The 18,870-nt window shown below is 43.2% G+C and carries 18 protein-coding genes and 2 pseudogenes; 15 read left to right on the top strand and 5 right to left on the bottom strand.

Annotated elements, in window-relative coordinates; genetic code table 11:
• A partial coding sequence (locus BUA79_RS10485) for an integrase core domain-containing protein (protein WP_143147909.1) occupies window positions 1–198 on the top strand: 198 nt, incomplete at its 5' end.
• A gap of 50 nt (window positions 199–248) precedes the next feature.
• Here the strand turns inward: BUA79_RS10485 and BUA79_RS10480 are convergent.
• Window positions 249–797, bottom strand: a complete 549-nt coding sequence (locus BUA79_RS10480) for a hypothetical protein (RefSeq protein ID WP_073994374.1) — start codon at window positions 795–797, stop codon at window positions 249–251.
• A 401-nt stretch (window positions 798–1,198) separates the two neighbouring features.
• Window positions 1,199–1,480, bottom strand: a pseudogene (locus BUA79_RS10475) (ATP-binding protein); the annotation flags it as partial.
• A gap of 350 nt (window positions 1,481–1,830) precedes the next feature.
• Here BUA79_RS10475 and BUA79_RS12825 point away from each other — a divergent pair.
• From BUA79_RS12825 to BUA79_RS10460, 4 genes are all read left to right on the top strand, one after another.
• Entirely contained in the window at window positions 1,831–1,953 is a 123-nt protein-coding gene (locus tag BUA79_RS12825; RefSeq protein ID WP_278308921.1) for a hypothetical protein, read from the top strand.
• A 1-nt stretch (window position 1,954) separates the two neighbouring features.
• Window positions 1,955–4,318, top strand: a complete 2,364-nt coding sequence (locus BUA79_RS10470) for a bifunctional diguanylate cyclase/phosphodiesterase (protein WP_073994373.1) — start codon at window positions 1,955–1,957, stop codon at window positions 4,316–4,318.
• A 95-nt stretch (window positions 4,319–4,413) separates the two neighbouring features.
• Window positions 4,414–5,478, top strand: coding sequence for an HRDC domain-containing protein (locus tag BUA79_RS10465; protein WP_073994372.1), 1,065 nt, complete (start codon window positions 4,414–4,416; stop codon window positions 5,476–5,478).
• A 231-nt stretch (window positions 5,479–5,709) separates the two neighbouring features.
• The gene (locus tag BUA79_RS10460; protein ID WP_073994371.1) at window positions 5,710–7,359 is read left to right on the top strand and encodes an MBL fold metallo-hydrolase RNA specificity domain-containing protein; all 1,650 of its coding nucleotides are present in this window, start codon (window positions 5,710–5,712) and stop codon (window positions 7,357–7,359) included.
• A gap of 160 nt (window positions 7,360–7,519) precedes the next feature.
• Here BUA79_RS10460 and BUA79_RS10455 read toward each other — a convergent pair whose 3' ends face one another.
• A complete protein-coding gene (locus tag BUA79_RS10455) occupies window positions 7,520–8,518 on the bottom strand; it encodes a YeiH family protein (RefSeq protein ID WP_073994370.1) in 999 nt (332 codons plus the stop codon).
• Between the two features lie 109 nt (window positions 8,519–8,627).
• Between BUA79_RS10455 and BUA79_RS10450 the strand changes: the two genes are divergently transcribed.
• Window positions 8,628–9,518 (top strand): LysR family transcriptional regulator, encoded by an 891-nt coding sequence (locus BUA79_RS10450; protein ID WP_073994369.1) that lies wholly within the window; start codon window positions 8,628–8,630, stop codon window positions 9,516–9,518.
• 55 nt (window positions 9,519–9,573) lie between these two features.
• On the top strand, window positions 9,574–9,792 hold the full coding sequence (locus BUA79_RS10445; RefSeq protein WP_094757430.1) for a DNA-processing protein DprA: 219 nt from the start codon (window positions 9,574–9,576) through the stop codon (window positions 9,790–9,792).
• Between the two features lie 100 nt (window positions 9,793–9,892).
• Here BUA79_RS10445 and BUA79_RS12605 read toward each other — a convergent pair whose 3' ends face one another.
• On the bottom strand, window positions 9,893–10,066 hold the full coding sequence (locus BUA79_RS12605) for a hypothetical protein (protein ID WP_178138593.1): 174 nt from the start codon (window positions 10,064–10,066) through the stop codon (window positions 9,893–9,895).
• A 282-nt stretch (window positions 10,067–10,348) separates the two neighbouring features.
• Between BUA79_RS12605 and BUA79_RS10440 the strand changes: the two genes are divergently transcribed.
• From BUA79_RS10440 to BUA79_RS10430, 3 genes are all read left to right on the top strand, one after another.
• A complete protein-coding gene (locus tag BUA79_RS10440) occupies window positions 10,349–11,026 on the top strand; it encodes a response regulator transcription factor (protein ID WP_073994368.1) in 678 nt (225 codons plus the stop codon).
• Window positions 11,023–12,255, top strand: a complete 1,233-nt coding sequence (locus tag BUA79_RS10435; RefSeq protein ID WP_073994367.1) for a sensor histidine kinase — start codon at window positions 11,023–11,025, stop codon at window positions 12,253–12,255. Before BUA79_RS10440 ends, BUA79_RS10435 begins: the two co-directional genes overlap by 4 nt.
• 123 nt (window positions 12,256–12,378) lie before the next feature.
• On the top strand, window positions 12,379–13,416 hold the full coding sequence (locus tag BUA79_RS10430; RefSeq protein WP_094757429.1) for an alpha/beta hydrolase: 1,038 nt from the start codon (window positions 12,379–12,381) through the stop codon (window positions 13,414–13,416).
• A gap of 45 nt (window positions 13,417–13,461) precedes the next feature.
• Here the strand turns inward: BUA79_RS10430 and BUA79_RS12600 are convergent, their stop codons facing one another.
• Entirely contained in the window at window positions 13,462–13,815 is a 354-nt protein-coding gene (locus BUA79_RS12600; RefSeq protein ID WP_073994366.1) for a hypothetical protein, read from the bottom strand.
• Between the two features lie 177 nt (window positions 13,816–13,992).
• Between BUA79_RS12600 and BUA79_RS10420 the strand changes: the two genes are divergently transcribed.
• From BUA79_RS10420 to BUA79_RS10405, 5 genes and pseudogenes are all read left to right on the top strand, one after another.
• On the top strand, window positions 13,993–15,378 hold the full coding sequence (locus tag BUA79_RS10420) for a uridine kinase family protein (protein WP_073994365.1): 1,386 nt from the start codon (window positions 13,993–13,995) through the stop codon (window positions 15,376–15,378).
• A gap of 97 nt (window positions 15,379–15,475) precedes the next feature.
• Window positions 15,476–15,637 (top strand): annotated as a pseudogene (locus BUA79_RS12995) (4Fe-4S dicluster domain-containing protein); the annotation flags it as partial.
• Window positions 15,638–16,618 (top strand): Coenzyme F420 hydrogenase/dehydrogenase, beta subunit C-terminal domain, encoded by a 981-nt coding sequence (locus BUA79_RS10415; RefSeq protein WP_242941688.1) that lies wholly within the window; start codon window positions 15,638–15,640, stop codon window positions 16,616–16,618.
• A 101-nt stretch (window positions 16,619–16,719) separates the two neighbouring features.
• Window positions 16,720–17,250, top strand: a complete 531-nt coding sequence (locus BUA79_RS10410) for a DUF2284 domain-containing protein (protein WP_073994363.1) — start codon at window positions 16,720–16,722, stop codon at window positions 17,248–17,250.
• A gap of 378 nt (window positions 17,251–17,628) precedes the next feature.
• Window positions 17,629–18,861: an MFS transporter gene (locus BUA79_RS10405; protein WP_073994362.1), complete on the top strand. Its 1,233-nt coding sequence runs from the start codon at window positions 17,629–17,631 to the stop codon at window positions 18,859–18,861.
• Window positions 18,862–18,870 lie beyond the last annotated feature (9 nt).

Raw genomic sequence — 18,870 nt, 5'->3', positions numbered from 1 at the left:
ATCATGATTGAGCGGTGGTTCCGCAGCTTCAAATATGAGGAAGCATACCTGACACAATATAACAATATCCGGGAAGCCAGGTCTGCAATCGGCAGTTATATCCATACTTACAACTTTGAAAGATGCCATTCATCCATCAATTATCAAACTCCGGCAGAACGCTACTATCCAGCAATGCTTTTGGACTATGTGGCTTGATGCATATATCTGGGGAGTGTTCCACTACATCTCCCCAAGCAACATGTTAATCATATCGGTTCATTAAGAAATGTCGATGTTTTTGTCTTGACAACTGACCCACTATAGAGACCTCCGATGTTTATGCCATCAGAACCGGCGCCCTGAATCGAAACGTCAACACCCAGGGAATCCAATACGGCGCCAGTATTCACATATCCGAAAAGACCCGCGGAATTATAGCCGGCTGCCAGTTGGGAGGTGTCCAGGACCAAACCGGTAATTGTATGGCCCTGGCCAAGGAATGTCCCATTAAAGTCATTGGTGGTATTCATTCCGATTGGAATCCAGAAGTGACCCGTGAGATTGATATTCCCTTCCAGGCGGATGGTTTTGCCGGTGAAATCATTTCCGGTTGCGGCCAGAACAGACAGGCCGGCTAGTTCAGAAGCTGTGGAGATGGAGAACGATGTGTTCGATGAATTATACCAGGAAATATCATAATACCCTTCCTGGTTCCAGGTGCCGGACGAGGCCTGTGCCTGGGATGGGAGAACTGCGAAGAACGCTAGAAACAGTAAGAAAAGACATGTCGGAAAACTGCGTAAGTTTTGGGGCATTTTACTCCTCCTTATAATGTTATGTAAATATTTTACGGTATTCCCAAGCAAATGTCACGAAAAAGTGATGTTGGTACCTGACACCATGAACAAACTGTGAACAAAAACAGAAAGAAAGTGCATAAAATCCCGTAAATAATGGATTTCATGCACTTTTTCTGATATAATGAATTATCAAAAGCGTGAAGGAATACATAATAATGAACAGCAGGATAACACTTCATAAAAATAGAACAGTGCAGCTCGTACGGGAGAATGAGATACTTGATGCTTCTGTCGAGCACCTGACCCGTAGATTGTGCGGGTCCAGTTTTGGGACATCCAGATTCCTTGGTTAAGGGGGCGGATGTCCTTTTTTATGTGAGCTTGCCGAGGAAAATCAATATCAGTTATGGAGGATGTTTCAGAAGGAGCCATTCATCTATAATGAGCAGAAGTGGATTGGCGTACCTTGCCATGACTTTCTTATAGGCACCTTCGTTTCCTGCCATCTCAAGGTCAATCAAAAGATCAGGAAGGCGAACATATCTGTTATTGAAGTGCTGCGTACATGCCTCCATACCCGGCGCACAAGCAAGGTATCTTTTTCCACTGCCTGTGGCACCGGTAATAAATAGGTTCCGGTGTTCGGTGATATATTCGCAGGTTGCCAGCCGTTGTATCTGGTAAGCTGAAAATGGAGGGAGAAATTTGAATGATTTGTATACTGAGTTAAAACGAAAAGAAGAATCATACGAAAGACTATATTACTACACAAATATAGAAGCTCTTAGATTGATTCTCGAAAATAATTCGATGTGATTGTCATGCGCGGGTCAAAATTTACAAGTGATTAAAAGAAGTGAAATAACGCATAAAACATATGAGTCAGTAAGTGATTGGGGATTTTTCGATATCTCTTTGGCTGATATAATGTATACGGAAGATGCCGAAAAATACAAATATTTTGATAAAGAGCTATATGATGATTACGGGGATTGCATTAACATGAATAGGAGTTGTTATCAAAAATAGTAAATGGATGGTTGCCAACTTGGAGAATTTTCCAATTGTTGTAAATGCATGCGATTATTGGGAACACACCCAGGTTGGATATATGAACCAGAATTTCGAAGCTGGCTACCATGACACCATGAACAGACTGTTTGGGAGGTAATATGAAATTCAGAATAACGAATCAAGCCATTATAACGAAAAAACTTTTTGTATGGTATATCCCTGCTGTACTGTTGCTGATTCATGGTTTCATGTTAATGAACGACATTGAGTTTTGGGAGAATGTCGTAACACCGCTTCTGATTATTTTTTCTGCAATCAGCTTAATACCTATTTTAAGGAAGCGGACTCCTAACTTCATGTCGGTCTTTTTCTTCATGGCTGGTCTTTTTGTCTTTGGTATTGCTGAGTCAATCTGGTCTGTTGTTGAAGGGGTTCTCCATCAGATGCCTTCAGAAAATGTGTATCTGGCGTATTTCTACACGCTGGCCAATGTATGCTTTTTTGCAGCCGCCATTGCCTACATGTACACAAATCAGAAGTGCTTCAATCTGATTCAGCTGCTTCAGGACTTAATTGCATCGATGCTGATGGGGATTGGCTTTATCGTAATGATCTATTATGACACCCAGATTTTTGGAAAGGTTGAGGTGGGAATTGAAAATACTTCCAACTTTATCTTTCTTTTAACCAACACCCTGACATTGATCATATTGGTCGGCATAGGGCTTTCGTTTCGTATTAAAAGACTCCGTTGGGGGGGAAACATTATCCTGAGCTCCCTGGTAATCTTTTTTTTGGCGGACAGTTTCTATGTCAGTGAAGTGACCAATAATATGTATGTTCCTTATGGATTTCTTGATTGGGTATATGCGTTTTCGCTGTTGTTTCTGTCAGCAGGTGTAAAGGTTGCATATAATGAATTTGAAGAAATGTCGGTATGTACAATCAGAATGGCGAAGCAAAACGAAGGGCCAATCCGGCATATGTGGTTATTGATAAGTATACCGATTTTGGATTTCTTATTGTGTGGGCTGCGTTTAAACCATGTAATTTATTTTGCTTCAGTAATAATCATTCATATTGTCCTTTCCCTGCACATCCAGAAAAATATATTTTCCGAAAAAAGTCTTAAGACAAATCTGGAAGTGAATGAATTGCTGCGAAAAAAAGTCGAGGAAAGAACCTTACAGCTCAGGACAATGAACACCAATTTGTCTTATCTTCTCAAGCATGACAATCTTACAGGCCTTGAAAATAGAGATTCGTTTTTTGAGCAGCTGGATGAAATATTATTGAAATGCAGGCAGAACGAAACAGTGCATCTTCTCATCCTGGACGTTAACCATTTCAGAATGGTCAATGAATTGTATGGAGATAGTGTAGGAGATAAGGTGCTGATAGAAATTGCAAAACGGTTGGAGAGTGTTTGCAAAGAGGAATACGCCCTTGCCAGAATCTATGGAGATGAATTTACCATATTTTGGGGAGGAACAGATGATAAATGCCGGATGAAGATGTTAACAGAGAACCTGTGTGCTGCATTTTCCGATTCCCTTGTCATCGAACCCTTTTCAATACCGATAAATATCCATATGGGAATCGCAAGCTTTCCTGAAAATGCCAAGAATCGGGTTGACCTCATAAATTGCGCCAAAATCGCTCTCAAGCAGGTTAAATCTTCAAAAACGGAATCGTATGCGTTGTATGATGAAACGCTTCATCAGCAGGAGCGCAGGAAGCAGGAACTCGAACTTGCTTTACGGGATTCGGATTTCGGCCGGGAGTTGAAACTGTATTTTCAGCCGGAATATGAGCCTACAGGCACGACGCTGATTGGAATGGAGGCACTGCTGCGCTGGCGTTCCCCTGCGCTTGGGCTCGTCGGCCCGGTTGAATTCATACCGATAGCGGAAGAGACGGGATTAATACTGGAAATTGGCGAATGGGTCATGAAAACTGCCATGGAACAGATCAGAGACTGGAATAAGAGGTATGAAACTGAATTTTTTGTAGGAATAAACATATCTGCCGTTCAGCTTCAGAACACTGGATTCGTCGGGCTGGTCAGAAAACTCATCGAGGAAACCGGTGTAAATGCAAGCCAGCTTAATTTTGAGATAACGGAAAGTTCAACACTTAATCCCAATGGAGCCGCTGTATCTATACTGAAGCAGCTTTCTGAAATGGGAATATCGATTGCCGTCGATGACTTTGGAACCGGGTATTCATCATACGGCTATATAAAGCGTTTTTCCATTGACATCTTAAAAATCGATAAACAGCTGATTGATACGATTACGACAAATCCAAACGATGCCCAGGTTGTTAAGGCCATAATAGCTATGGCATCAGCGCTGAATATCAGAACGATTGCAGAAGGCGTCGAAACAAAAGAACAGGCCCGGCTGCTGAAAAAGATGAATTGCGATATCATACAGGGATACCTTTTTGGCAAGCCGGTTCCTGCAGAAGAATTCGCTGACCTTCATCTTGACAAAGAGGAATGCGAAATAATTGCTTAACTGCAGCCGCTGCTGGTGCCTCGCTGCCTCGCTGCTTGGTACCTGACACCATGAACAAATTGTGAACTAAAGTTGAATGTTGAAAGGGGACACAAATGGGGTTGTTTGATCGATTAAAGGAACCGGTATTGCTGAAGGAATCAGGAGATTCTCAGGCACAGCTGGAGGCGCTGAAGGACCTTCACCTGCAGGCGCCGGACAGTGTGAAGCCGCAGATTGAACAGGATATAAGATTTCTGACTTACGGCATCCGAGGCGAGGAGACAATAGCCTTTGAATTGAAAAACAGCCATATTCCGATGTATGTACTGCATGATCTGCATTACGAATGGGAAGGCCTCACTGCGCAGATTGATTATCTGCTCATAACGAGAAAGAGGTTCTTTGTCATTGAGTGCAAAAACCTCTTTGGAAGCATTGAAATCAATAATAGCGGCGATTTCATCCGGACAACGGAATTCAAGGGCAGGTATCGAAAAGAGGGAATCTATTCTCCGATTACGCAGAATAAAAGGCACCTGGAACTGCTGAAGCAGATAAGGAGAGAATCCAAAGGCAACATCCTGACCAAGACCTTGTTTGATAAAAATTTCTATGATACTTACCGAGCAGTTGTTGTACTGGCAAATCCGAAAACAGTTTTGAATGCCAGATTTGCGTCCAAAGAGGTCAAGAACCAGGTCATCCGGGCAGACCAGCTGATTGAATATATCAAAAAAGTGAATAATCAACCGGGTACAGAGGCTATGTCCGATAAGTTCATGGAAGAGCTGGCCCGGTTCTATCTGGACGCACACAGCCCGAATCCGGTGAACTATCTGAAGAAATACGAAAAGATGGAATCAGCGGCCCCGGAGAAGGGAAGCACTTCTCACCCAGGCAACGCCGGGGATTCGGATTTGGAGTCGGAACTATGGGACGAATTGAAAGCCTTCCGCCTGAAGCGAAGCAGGGAAGAAAATATTAAACCGTACTGCATTTTCAGCGACAATCAGATGAGAGAGCTTATCGGTGCAATGCCGAAAACCGTGGAAGATTTGAGAGCCGTGTCGGGCTTTGGCGACGTGAAATGCAGCAAGTATGGGGATGAGATTGTGGAAATCATGACTGCTGCGTTGGGAAAGGCAGACAGGTGCCGTTTCTCCTGGGATGTTAAGTAGTTCTTGTGTCTATGAGGTCGAAAATTGCTATAAAAATGGATGTTGTCGATGACGGCAAGTACAATAGCTTTTTTGGTTTCATAGAAGCCGGTATGCTATCCACACTCCACAATCGCCAGAAGTTTGTGACAATTAAGATGCGTTGCCGAACATTTAATTTTGATATATAATCAAATTACGATAGTTTGCCTGATAATTATGATAAATACGTTTTACATGGAGGAGATGTCTATGAATGTTAAGTTTTTAGGAGCAGCTATGTCTGTTACCGGATCTTGTCATCTTATCACAACGGATAAATATACGTTTCTGTTGGATTGCGGACAGTTTCAAGGTGGTAAAACATTAGAAAAATTGAATTTTGGAGATCTGGGTTTTGATCCAGCTGAAATCGATTTTATGATTTTAAGTCATGCCCACATTGACCATTGTGGAAGAATACCGCTCCTTACAAACCGAGGGTTCAGGGGAAAAATCTATTGTACCGACGCGACGGCAGACTTGGTGGACATTATGCTGAAAGACAGCGGACATATTCATGAAATGGAAGCGGAATGGGGCAACAAGAAGGCGAGAAGGCAAGGAAGAGCTCTGGTTGAACCGCTTTTTACAATGAATGATGCTGCTGAATCATTGCAATATTTGAAGCCGGTTTTGTATGAACAGTTTATCGATATCAATCCGGATATAAGATTAAGGTTTCTTGATGCGGGACACATTTTGGGATCGGCAATAGTAGAATTGTGGATCAGAGAAGGTGATAAGATTTCCAAGCTTGTATTCTCTGGTGACCTTGGCATGAGAAATGCTCCAATTTTAAGGGATCCTACAATGGTAGAAGAAGCGGATTATCTAATTATGGAAACAACATACGGAAACAGAACGCATGAATCCAGTAGAGATAGTCTGGATAAGTTTATTCAAATTATATTGAAGACAATAAAAAGAGGCGGAACAGTAGTGATTCCTTCGTTTGCAGTCGGCAGGACACAGGAACTCATATATCATTTAAATAGATACTATGATCAGGATAAGGAATGTGAAAGTGCATTGAAAAATGTCATGGTATATGTCGACAGCCCTATGGCAACAAGCGCTACCGAAATATTCCGCAGGCATACCGAGGACTTTGACGATGAGACCAGGGACTATATTCTCAAAGGCGACAATCCCCTTGATTTCAAGAATTTGAGGTTTACCAGAACAAGTGATGAATCAAAGGAGTTAAACTTTATTAAGGACCCTAAGATTATTATTTCCGCCAGCGGAATGTGCGATGCGGGCAGGATAAAACATCATCTGAAACATAACCTTTGGAATCCAAAATCCAGCATCATTATTGTTGGATATCAGGCAGAAGGCACACTTGGCAGATCCATAGTAAATGGAGATAAGGATGTGCACATCTTCGGAGAAAAGATTCATGTGAGCGCTGAAATTTACAGCCTGGAAGGTTTATCCGGCCATGCGGACAAGAATGGACTGTTAGAATGGATTACCGGATTCAAAAAGCTGCCTCAAAAAGTTTTCCTTGTGCATGGAGAAGAGGATGCAAAGCACGCATTCGCAAGTACAGTAAAACAGGTTCTTGGATATGACTGCACGGTCGTTGAGGATGTATCAGAGTATAATCTGGATGCGGATGTCAGAATCAGCATTGATGATGTCAAAAACAGAGTTTCCAAAGGTGTAGAGATGTTTAAGTTAAGGGACAAACTTGCCAAAGTTCATGAAGAATTCGAGGCCATAGTCCATAATGCGAATCTTGCTGAAGATAGAGGCATATCCGCTGACAGGATGAACGAGATTTCAAATACAATTATTGAACTGGAAAAAACAACGATGAAGCTTGGAAATTTAGTTACAAAGGAAGAATCCTGAAAAGGCCGTAATGCTGGCAACTCTTGGAAAGCTTCTTCCCGGACACGGCGCTGCCAGCAGTAGAACTGCTTCTCGTTAATGTTATTTGCAGACATCCAGGATTTCTTCGGCATGCCGCTGTTGTTGCATTCACGGATAATGGATTTGTACCTCCGATTATTTACCGTGTACTTAAAATTGCAGACTGTACGATGAGAGAGGTCAGGGATAAAACGGCCCAGCAGATAAATCCCAGTAGAATCGGCCTGTTGCCGCCTTTGATGAGCTTGACTACATTGGTGTTCAGACCGACTGAAGCCATTGCCATAACTATGACAAACTTTCCTATTTGAGCAAGCGAACTTCCCAAACCCTGCGGCAAGGGCAGGAAGGTGTTGACAACGGAGGCTATTGCAAACCCGAGCACAAACCAGGGGAAAATCTTCGCGATACTGTAGCGGTTTCCGGATCTGGTGCCGGACGTTTTTTTTGAGGTATATAGCGCGAGGAAAAGAGTTACCGGGATGATCATGAGTGTCCTCGTCAGCTTGACAATAACGGCGAGATTACCTGCCGCATTGCTGAATGTATATCCTGCCGCTACAACCGAAGACGTATCATTCACTGCGGTTCCGGTCCAAAGTCCGAAGCTGTAGTCGCTCATTCCCAGCACATGCCCCAGAAAAGGAAACAAAAATGCTGCAATTACGTTGAATAGAAAGATTGTTGAAATGGAGTGGGCCACATTATCATCGTCGGCATGTATGACCGGAGCAGTCGCTGCAATTGCCGAACCGCCGCAGATGGAGGTGCCGACTCCAATCAGGATGGTGGTTTTTCCTTCAACTTTTAGCAGTTTACCGGCGATAAAGGCTGTGACAAATGCTGCAGTCAGGGTAAAACACATTAATATGAATGTCTCACTGCCGACTTTAAAAACATTGAACAGATTCATATCGAAGCCGAGCAATATTATGGAGTATTGGAGAAGTTTTTTTGATGAATATTTGATTCCGTCATCAAAAATGGCCGGCCGTTTCCAGAAAGACAATATCATGCCAAACAGGATACCAAGTACCGGGCTTCCGATGATGGGATAGGATTTTCCAAGCAACCATGACGGAACGGCAATGGCGAAAGAAATCAGAATTCCTGGTAATATACTAATGATTGTTTTCATATGAGAATATCCTCCTGTATGTCTAATATCATATTCCTTGACATGAGATAAGTAAAATATTATTATCATATCAATATTATAAGTAAATACTTATCAAAGGAAGGATATTATGACAATCCGGCATTTTAAGATATTTGTGTCCGTTTGTGAAGCTATGAACATGACAATGGCAGCAGAATCACTTTATATGTCCCAATCTGCTGTCAGCCAGGCAGTTGCCGAACTTGAGAAACATTATGATGTCCGGCTGTTCGAGCGGCTTTCACGCAAACTTTACCTGACGCAGGCGGGGGAAAAGCTTCTCATGTATGCACAGCATATGGTTCGAATGAACGCTGATATTGAAAAAGATATGAAAAGCTTGCATGAGACAGGTCTGATTCGGCTCGGAGCCAGCGTCACAGTTGGGGCGACTGTGCTTCCGGCTCTCGTCTCTACGTTCAGACAAGCAAACCCATCTGTCGACATTGAAGCCTATGAAGACAATACCAAACAAATACAAAAGAGGCTGCTTATGGACAAGACTGATATTGGCATAGTGGAAGGGGAAATAACTTCTCAGGATATCCTGAGCACACCCTTTATGAACGATGAGCTGGTGCTCATATGCAGTAATAATCATCGGTTTGCGGATTTGTCAGTGATCTCTCCGGACGAAGTGGAAAAAGAGGATTTTATTTTACGTGAGCATGGCAGCGGAACACGCAAAACATTCGAAGATGTGATGACGGCACATCAGCTTTCGTGGAAGGTTACCTGGATATGTAATAATACGGACACCATAAAAGCTGCGGTAATTGCCGGGTTGGGCATTTCAGTCATTTCAAAACGTGCCGTAGAAAAAGAAATGGAATCCGGAGCTTTGATAGTAAAGCCCATCGAAGGAGTACGCTTTTTTCGTACATTCAAGATTGCTTATCATAAAAACAAGTATATAACCGCACAAATGAAAAAAATCATTGACTTATGCATCGCTTTGTATCCTGAAGAAACATATTGATTCCTTTGATTTGATTCGGCCACAGAACTGTTTTCGATAAGATTATAATTGTACAATAGCGGTTTTAGGTCATGGGCTCGATATCTGTTATCCAAGCGAACATAAACTGCTCATGAAACGAATAGAAGAAACAGGATTATTATTGTCTGAATATGAACAGGGAGTCCAACCTGAAAAGAGCTATTTTCCGAGAAGAAATCGAATCATTGCGGCATGGTCGAATCTGATATTGGCGGATTCGGATATATCAGCTATTGAAATATCTTCCGAATAATGTGAATGGACATACTCCATCATTAGTTTTGTCCGTCCTACGTCTGGCGGGCTTTTTTTTCTTGTACCTTTCAGGGATTCACCCAGATTGGTTATTATCTCTAGCCACGCAAGGCAGATATTAACAGGCCGGCTAGATCAGAAGCGGTGGAGATGGAGAAAGAAGAAACGGATGGATCATACCAGGAAATATCGTAATACCCTTCCTGGTTCCAGGTGCCGGCCGAGGCCTGTACCTGGGATGTGAGAACTGCGAAGAACGCTAAAAATAGCAAGAAAAAACATGTCGGAAAACTGCGTAAGTTTTGGGGCGTTTTGCTCCTCCTTTTAGTGTTATGTAAATATTTTACTGGATTACCAAACAAATGCCACGAAAAAGATACTTCTTGTTGCCCAATTGAGACATTGACCCCTGGCACCACCTACCTGACACCATGAACAGGTTTTATATTCCCCATAATAGTAATTTCTCTTTCTTACGCCTAAAGAAATTGAATTCTGCATAATTTGATGATAATATTATGTAGAAAGAAGACATAATACCAGGAGGTTTGAAATTGAGAAATCTTACTGTCCTAATTTGTGACGACAATGTGGCTGTCCATGAGAGCATTTCTGCGTACCTGAATGCGGAAAATATCAACGTGGTGTCAGTATATGACGGGGAAAAAGGACTGGAACAGCTGCAGCAGCGACATTTCGATATGGTAATACTTGATATTATGCTGCCTAAAATGTTCGGAACGGATGTATGCAGGGAAATCCGGAAGACAAGCGATGTGCCCATTTTGATGCTCAGTGCAAAAAGTGAGGAATTGGATCGAATCATCGGACTTGAACTTGGCGCGGACGACTATGTAACCAAACCATTTTCTCCCCGTGAGGTCGTGACAAGGATAAAAACAATACTGAAGAGAACAACCCCTAAAATTGAAAAGAAAGTGCGGTTCGCCGAACTTTCTATTGACATGGAGGCATACTCCGCCTTTGTCCATGATGTGAAAATAGAATTCACTCCGAAAGAAATTGAGACGCTCTATTGTCTTGCAAGCAATCAGGGGAAAGTTCTGTCCAGAGAGCAGATTCTGAACAAGGTGTGGGGGTACGATTATTACGGGGATGCAAGAGTGGTTGATACACAGATTAAGAGGCTTCGTCAAAAGCTGGCAATAGATGATGTTCATTTCGCGATTAAGGCAGTTTATGGCGTGGGCTATAAATTTGAGATATTATGATTAAAGTATTTTCGAAAAAAATCAATTTGTTCATTGCGATTGCAATCCTTTTTGCTTTCGGTCAGCTTGCCGGAAGCCTTGCCATTCGCCATTTTTATATGCAGAGCAAACTGGAGGAGCTTGCCCCGCAGGCAAAACAGATGGCAGATGCATACGCCGATGGGCAGACAGTGCAGGTACCAGACAGCATGATTATCAGGCTGTATGATCTTTACGGCAAGGAAATTGCGATCGGTCATCAGGATGTGGAATTCATATATGAAGTGGATTTCGACACCCTAGCAAATAAATACATGCCAAAGCTTCTGACATCTCAGACCGTTTCCGCATTGGAAAGGGTGGACGGACTTCCGTCTGTCTCTGTGGTGGTTGGTGTGCCAATGGTAAGAGATGGGGCCACAATAGGCGGGCTCTTCATTTTGATGCCGGCATCTGTCTATAGTGGAACGCTTTGGGGATTCTTTTTGGTGTTTGGGGCAACACTTGCTGTGGGTCTGCTGCTGATTGGTGTTTTCTTCCGCCAGTATATAGTTCAGGTCAGGGAACTGGAAGAGACCAGAAGAAACTATATCGCCAATATAAGTCATGAATTGAAATCACCCATCGCCTCGGTCAGGGCGCTGACAGAGACGCTTGCGGACAACATGGTAAAGGATGAGGAAACGAAACAGCGTTACTACGACATAATTCTTGCGGAGAACAGCCGTCTTGAAAATCTCGTGATGGACGTCCTTGACCTTTCGAAAATACAAAGTGGAAAGATGGATTTTGTCCTTGCAAAGTTGGATGCGGAGGAAATTTTCCTGCCGGTCTGTAAAAAATACAAAATGCTTTGCGATGACATGGGGATAGGGCTTTCGGTTTCCGAGCGTATCAATAATCTTCCGCCGCTTTTTACCAATAAAGAGCGTGTTTCGCAGCTCCTGGTCATCTTGCTGGACAATGCGGTGAAATTTGTGGGCGAGGAAGGTGAAATCAGGCTGGATGCCCGGGTCCATGGGGGCAAAGCGGTTATTTCTGTGAGCGACAACGGAGTCGGAATTGAAAAAGATATTCTTCCTTATGTTTTTGATCGCTTTTACAAAGGGGATACGGCACATAATTCAAAGGGCAGCGGGCTGGGGCTGGCAATTGCTGAAGAAATCACGGCCGGATTGAAAGAACGGATCCGGGTTCAAAGCCAGCCCGGAAGGGGAACGGTGTTCACATTTACAGTTGCCATAGCATGAGGGAAAGGGAACGGAGGCCGTTTTGTTCGATCTTTGTGCGAATATATTCCCTTTTCCGCCATTTTTGCGCCACAATCGAAATGTATAATTCTTTGTATAAATAAATTCAAAGGAGATACAAGCATGAAAAAAATACTTGCTATAGCATCAGCATTACTACTGACTCTTTCCCTGGCAGCATGCGGGTCAACGGCCGATAATACAGAAACTCAGCAGGAAACGGAAGCTGAAACGACCGTGGCCGAAAAAACGCCGACAGGCGGCCTCGGTCAAAGCAGTCTGGATACCTCCTGGATTACCAACCAGTATACAGGCATTGCTTATGGCACACAGTCTGATACGCAGACTCTTGATATTTATCTTCCGGAGGAAGAAAGCAGCGAACCCTATCCTGTTATTGTGGCTTTCCATGGAGGAGCCTTTATGCTGGGAAGCTCAACTGGTGGAGATGTGAGCTCCATGATTGAGGGAGTGAATTACGGATATGCAGTCGTAAGCGTGAATTACCGTCTCTCCGGTGAGGCCATTTTCCCCGCGGCCATCAACGATGCCAAGGCCGCTATCCGCTGGATAAAAGCAAATGCGGAAGAGTATAACCTTGATGCCGAAAACATTGCGGTATGGGGCGGAAGCGCAGGAGGAAATATTGCCGCTATGCTCGGAACCACAGGAGACCTGGAAGGAATCGGGGAAAACGATAATCTTGAGAACCTTGAGTATTCTTCAGCCGTACAGGCGGTTGTTGACTGGTTCGGCCCGCTGGACTTCCTTGCGATGGACCAGCAGTTTGAAGAAAGCGGCATTACGCGTACGGTTATGATGGGTGTTGACAAAACTTCTTCCGAAAATTCTCCGGAAAGCAAATACATCGGGCAGCTGATCACCCTTGATGAAGAACTGACACAACAGGCTAATCCGGCTACCTATGTAAACACAATGGATGCCAGTGACGCACCTTCTTTCTTTGTTGAACATGGAACCGCGGACGGAAACGTACCGACGCAGCAATCCGTCGATTTCGCAGAGCTGCTTAAGGAAGCACTTGGAGAAGACAAAGTGGGAATCGAGCTTATTGATGGTGCCGGTCATGGCACATCAGAGTTTGGAACGCAGGAAAATCTGGATAAAGTGTTTTCGTTCCTGGACGGTGTCTTAAAGTGATGTGAATGAAAATATTTGAGGCAAGTGTGCTTGTGAATTGATACTTCAAATTACTGTCTGAAACCTCACGTTCTCCCAGAAATCAAATAAAGAGTATTTCAATGTTTTGCCAAGCATTGTGGACAGACCCTTATTTGTCATTGTCGGATTTTTAAACAAAAAGTACTTGTATAGACCAATCGAAGAAGAAGAAAAGAAGATACAGGCGATTTCTGCATTTTTGGAATCGCCTGTATCTTTTTTGAATTTAGGCGCAAAACCTTTCTCGATATCATTTTCCCACTTTATTTCAAATTGTGGATCGCCGTGAGGCCCCAGAATGTTTGTTGTAAGATAAATACGAATGAAATGCCGGTTGTCATGACGGAAGTTGCTAAAAAGTCGACAGAGTAATGACATTTCTCGCAAGATTCTGGGTCGGATACCATATTATTGATCGAGAACCCAAATATCTGGTTCCACCCGGCCAGAAAATCCCTGCCCCCATGAACGAAATGAATTGCCCAACCAATGTGCATAGTATAAAATAATAGATAGAGATAAAAGTGAAAAATATAAGGAAACTGAGGTGATATTATGAAGGAAACAGATTTGAACAGGGATCTGGTGACGGCGAAAATCGGTGTGATCAAAGTAACCCGGGAATTGTTCCCAGGGGAGCTGCTGAAGGTGAAATATTCGATTCAGGAAGGCGTTTTTCATAGCTTCGTCCATTCGGTGATATCCATTCGGGAAGTGAAAAAAATAGAAGAAGGCGTGAAAAAATGGGTAGCAGAGGACCATCCGATCGAGTTGCTTTGCCAGAAGGACGGTTATTATCATTACCAGACAGGCGGAATGACGATAAAATCGACTTATCCGGTAAACCCCAGGTCATCCATGGTGGTGCCGTTTGATATTGTTCCATTCGGAGGCGGTTTTATCGTGGATTTTGGAGCTGTCAGCAGAGCGAAAGGTGCACCGCTGGTGCCTCCTTACCAGCTGTCCGCGGCATTCGAAAAAGGCCTGAGTTTTCTGGAAAATATCGGCGTTGAGATCGTGGCGGATGTAAACGCCTTCATCTTGTCTGGTAAGAGCAATTCATTGCTTGATATGGCAGAGGCACTTCATGAAAAGGAAATTTCCGACATTGCCGATATGATACTGGAGCAGCGGCGGGCCCTGAGGGTACTGCTTATATCTGGACCGTCTTCTTCGGGAAAAACAATATTTGCGCAAAGGCTTCTGACCCAGCTTAAAGTCAATGGATTGAAGTCGGTGGTATTGTCGCTGGGCGACTATTTTGTTGACCTGGATAGGACCCCAAGGGATGGGGAAGGCAAATATGATTTCGAGACACTGCATGCGCTGGATCTTGATCTTCTGAAAAAGCATATCGCACAGCTTGATGAGGGGCAGACTGTTGAAATGCCGCAGTTTGATTTTGCAAATGGAATCCGCCGGAAGGAGACAAAGCCCCTGAGTGTCGGACCTTCGGATGTTCTGGTCGTTGAAGGACTCCATGCTTTGAATCCTGAGCTGATGCCGGATATAGACAGGAGAAAACTCTTTAAAGTATTTGTAAGTGCGCTGGGAGGGCTGAATATCGACCTGTCCAGCCGTATACCGACAGGTGAACTCCGACTGCTTAGAAGAATCATCAAGGATAACCGGACAAGAGGAATCGGAGCCGAAATGACCTTTGAACGCTGGCCGAGTGTGCGCAGGGGAGAGTATGCGAACGTATTCGCTTATCAGGAAGATGCGGACGTTATGTTCAATACAAGCCTCATTTATGAGCTGAATGCATTGCGTCCATTTGCGGAAAAATGCCTGCACGAAGTAAAAAGTGACAGCCCTCATTATGAGTCTCGGGAGCGTTTGCTTAATCTGCTTACCTTTTTTGAACCTATGGATATTTCTAAAGTCCCATTTAATTCCATTATTTGGGAATTCACCGGGGGAGGATTGACGGGGGTCTGACCCCCTATGAACAGGGATTGCTTTACTTGCAATTTTGCTGGCAGCTTTGATGTTCTTGAGGTATTGCGAATAACGCATACAGAAAGGTGCTGAAAAGATGGAGCTGGTGGAGAAGAGAAAATGCTGTGGCTGCAGCGCATGTTATAATGTCTGTTTGAAAGATGCTATTGTGATGAAGGAAGATAATGAGGGGTTCAAATACCCCATTATTAATGATGAACTGTGCGTCAATTGCGGATTATGCAGGAAAGCATGTCCAGTGCTGACCGTTCCACCCGCAGTAAAAATCAGAAAATGTTATGCCGCATTCAGCAAAAATGAAACAAATCGATTAAATTCTTCGTCCGGAGGTATTTTTGATTTAATTGCACGTTTTTTCCTGGGAAATAATGATTATATCGCAGGTGCCTGTTTTGATGAAAAATTTAGTTTGAATCATATAATCACAAATAAAGTCGAAGACTTAGAGAAGTTAAAAGGCTCTAAATATATTCAAAGTAATATAAATTTTCTTTATTGTGAGATAAGAGATGCGTTGCCTGCCAATAAGGTGATGTTTGTCGGAACTCCATGCCAGGTAGCCGGGCTGAAATCATTTCTGGGGAAAGAAAATGATAATTTATACACAGTTGGACTCTTCTGCCACGGAGTTCCATCCAGTAAGATTTTTCATAAATATTTACATGAAATGGAAGAACGGTATAAAGATAAAATCCACAGGATCGAATTCAGGAATAAAGAAGCGGGCTGGAGCACCTATCAAGTGAAGATTACCATGGGGCATCGCATTTACGTTGGCAAGAATCAGGATGATAACTATATGCAATTATTTTTGCAAGACGTTTGTTTACGGCCAAGCTGTGAGAGGTGCGCATTTAAATTATATTCTCAGGTGTCCGATCTGGTTTTGGGCGATTTTTGGGGAATTGACAATGTTTATCCTGAATTGAATGATCAAAAAGGAATTTCCGCGGTTGTAGTTAGAACGGTGAAAGGAAAAGAATTAATGCGCAGCATTTCCAAAGATTTGGTTCTAAAAGAATGCACTCTGAAAAATATAACAGATGGAAACCCTGGCGCTGCACATTCTGTTCTCGTCGATCAAGACAAAAGAAGGGGAGTCTTCGAACACATGGAAGCCTTATCCATGGATGAATTGAAAAAAAAATATGCCGCAACCTCTTTTAAAACGAGGTGCAAGAATGAATTAAAAAAGGTTTGGGGCAAATGGGGTCAGTAAAAGAGGGGGGTCAGACCCCCCTTTGCTGACCCCCTAGACAAATTGTGACGATAACATTCATGGCTCCTGTGCCGGAAAGCTTAGGAACCGGGGAGGGAACTATGTTGGAAAAAGTATTGGAACGAATTAAGGAAACTGGTGTATTTCAATATGGACTTATAAAACCATCGGCGATTTCATACCGACAGGAAATAAGAGACATATGTAAGGGGAATTTATGCAGGAAATATGGAACCACCTGGGCCTGTCCTCCAGCCGTTGGAACGATAGACGAATGCAGGGAGCGTTGTATGCATTACAATACTATGCTTGTATTTACGGGGAAATTTATGATGGAAGACTCTTTTGATTATGAAGGCATGGTGCAAAGCATGGCAGATTTTAAGAAACTAGCCCGAGACCTGGAATCAGCTGTGAAACCATGCCTGAAAGACTATTTGATATTGTCGAATGAAGGCTGTGACATATGCAAAACCTGCACCTATCCCTTTGCATCCTGCCGTTTTCCGGAGCAGCTGCATCACTCTGTTGAAGGATATGGAATTCTTGTAAGTGAGCTGGCAAAACAAGCTGGCATTAACTATTACAATGGAGAAAACTCCGTTACATACTTCGGCGCTCTTTTATTTTAATCGTTTATGGGGTCAGACCCCCCCACTCCTTAATGGGTGTTTTAGGAATTTATTCCAAAATGGAATTGAAATATGCGATATGGTCATGTGAAGTGGCTGATGCACACAGAAGCGTGAATCTGTGTAATGATATAATAACCGATTGACGGGGGGGATATTCTGATAAGGAATCGTTAAGTGCTGATTAGCTGTTTTCCAGAATCGATTGCATCAAGTATAATTCATTTACAGATAGCTTTGTGGATTGTGCATAAGAAAAGAAGAATTTGAAAATAAATTCTGTCTAAATTCAAAATTATCCAGGTGACGATTTGGTGGGTTTTGAAAGAGACAATCCAGAGAGAGTAATTTGAAATTGAATATACGAGGAGAAGTTTAATGAATGCAAAAAAAATAACACGATTTGGGAGCTTTTCAATCCTCCTTATCACCTTTGTCTGGCTGTTTGAAGCGTCAGCAGTTTCCCCGGCGATAGCGAGCATTGCGGCTGACTTTCCAGGAACATCCACTTTAAAGATGCAGCTGATTTCGGTAATACCATTTGCAACTTCCATAATTTTCAGTGTAGTCGCCGGTTTTCTCGCAGAAAGATTCGATAAAAAGGCCATAATAATAATCGGACTCCTTATGTATGGTGTTACAGGAATGCTTCCAGCATTCGCAACGAGCGTAGATCAGATTATTCTTCTCAGACTGCTGACGGGTATCGGCGTTGGACTTATCCTGCCCTTGCCGAATGTCATGATTTCCGAGTACTACGAAGGCGCGCCAAGAAAGCGAATGCTTGGACTGGCTTCGTCCGTATCCAATGTGGCCAACGCAATCAACAGCGTAGTAGTAGGGCTGCTCCTTGCTTTTGGATGGAGATACTGCTTCATATCTTTTGGAATTGTGCTCGTTATCATGGTCGTGAATATATTTGGTCTTCCAAAATCCCCACCAATGTCCGGGCAGCCTAAACATATGGAAATGCATCATGACGGTTCCATCAAAAAAGGTTCAAAAAAAATACCTGCCGCAGTTTTTGTCCTGTCCTTATTAATGGTTCTGCAATGGGTTGCATACCAGCTCAACATTCTCAACATGGCCAGCCATATTCTGGGCGAAAAATTAGGGGCGCCATGGATGATTGGTCTGATAATCGCTCCGTGTGGAGTGGGCCCGATATTAACTGGTGCTATCTTCCCGGAAATCAATAAAAGATTAAAATCATATACGGTACCCGTGGCATTGCTGATATTTGCAATCGGTTACGTTGTCTTATGGCAGTCACATAATCTCGGAATCATTGCATTGGGCAATTTCATTCAGGGACTGGGTACCGGAATACTGACACCGTATATACTTTATGCAACTTCCAGAAGTATAAAACCGGAACAATATGATGTCTCATTCGGAGTAGTAACGGCCTCCATCCATTTAGGCATTCTGGCGGCTCCGTTTGTTCAGGTTCTGATTGGCGTGACAACCGGCATCACAGAGCTGAGGCCGCTGTATCTGGTGGTATTGTGCGGAATTATTGTCTCTATGATTATTGCTTTCATATATGGAAGCACTCCTAAATCAAGAGCCAGAGCAAGGCAGGAACAGATTGATATTAATGTCGCCTGAGTCATAACG

The sequence above is a fragment of the Parasporobacterium paucivorans DSM 15970 genome (assembly GCF_900141895.1).
GTDB lineage: Bacteria > Bacillota > Clostridia > Lachnospirales > Lachnospiraceae > Parasporobacterium > Parasporobacterium paucivorans.
This window is presented reverse-complemented; position numbering and strand designations above follow the sequence as displayed.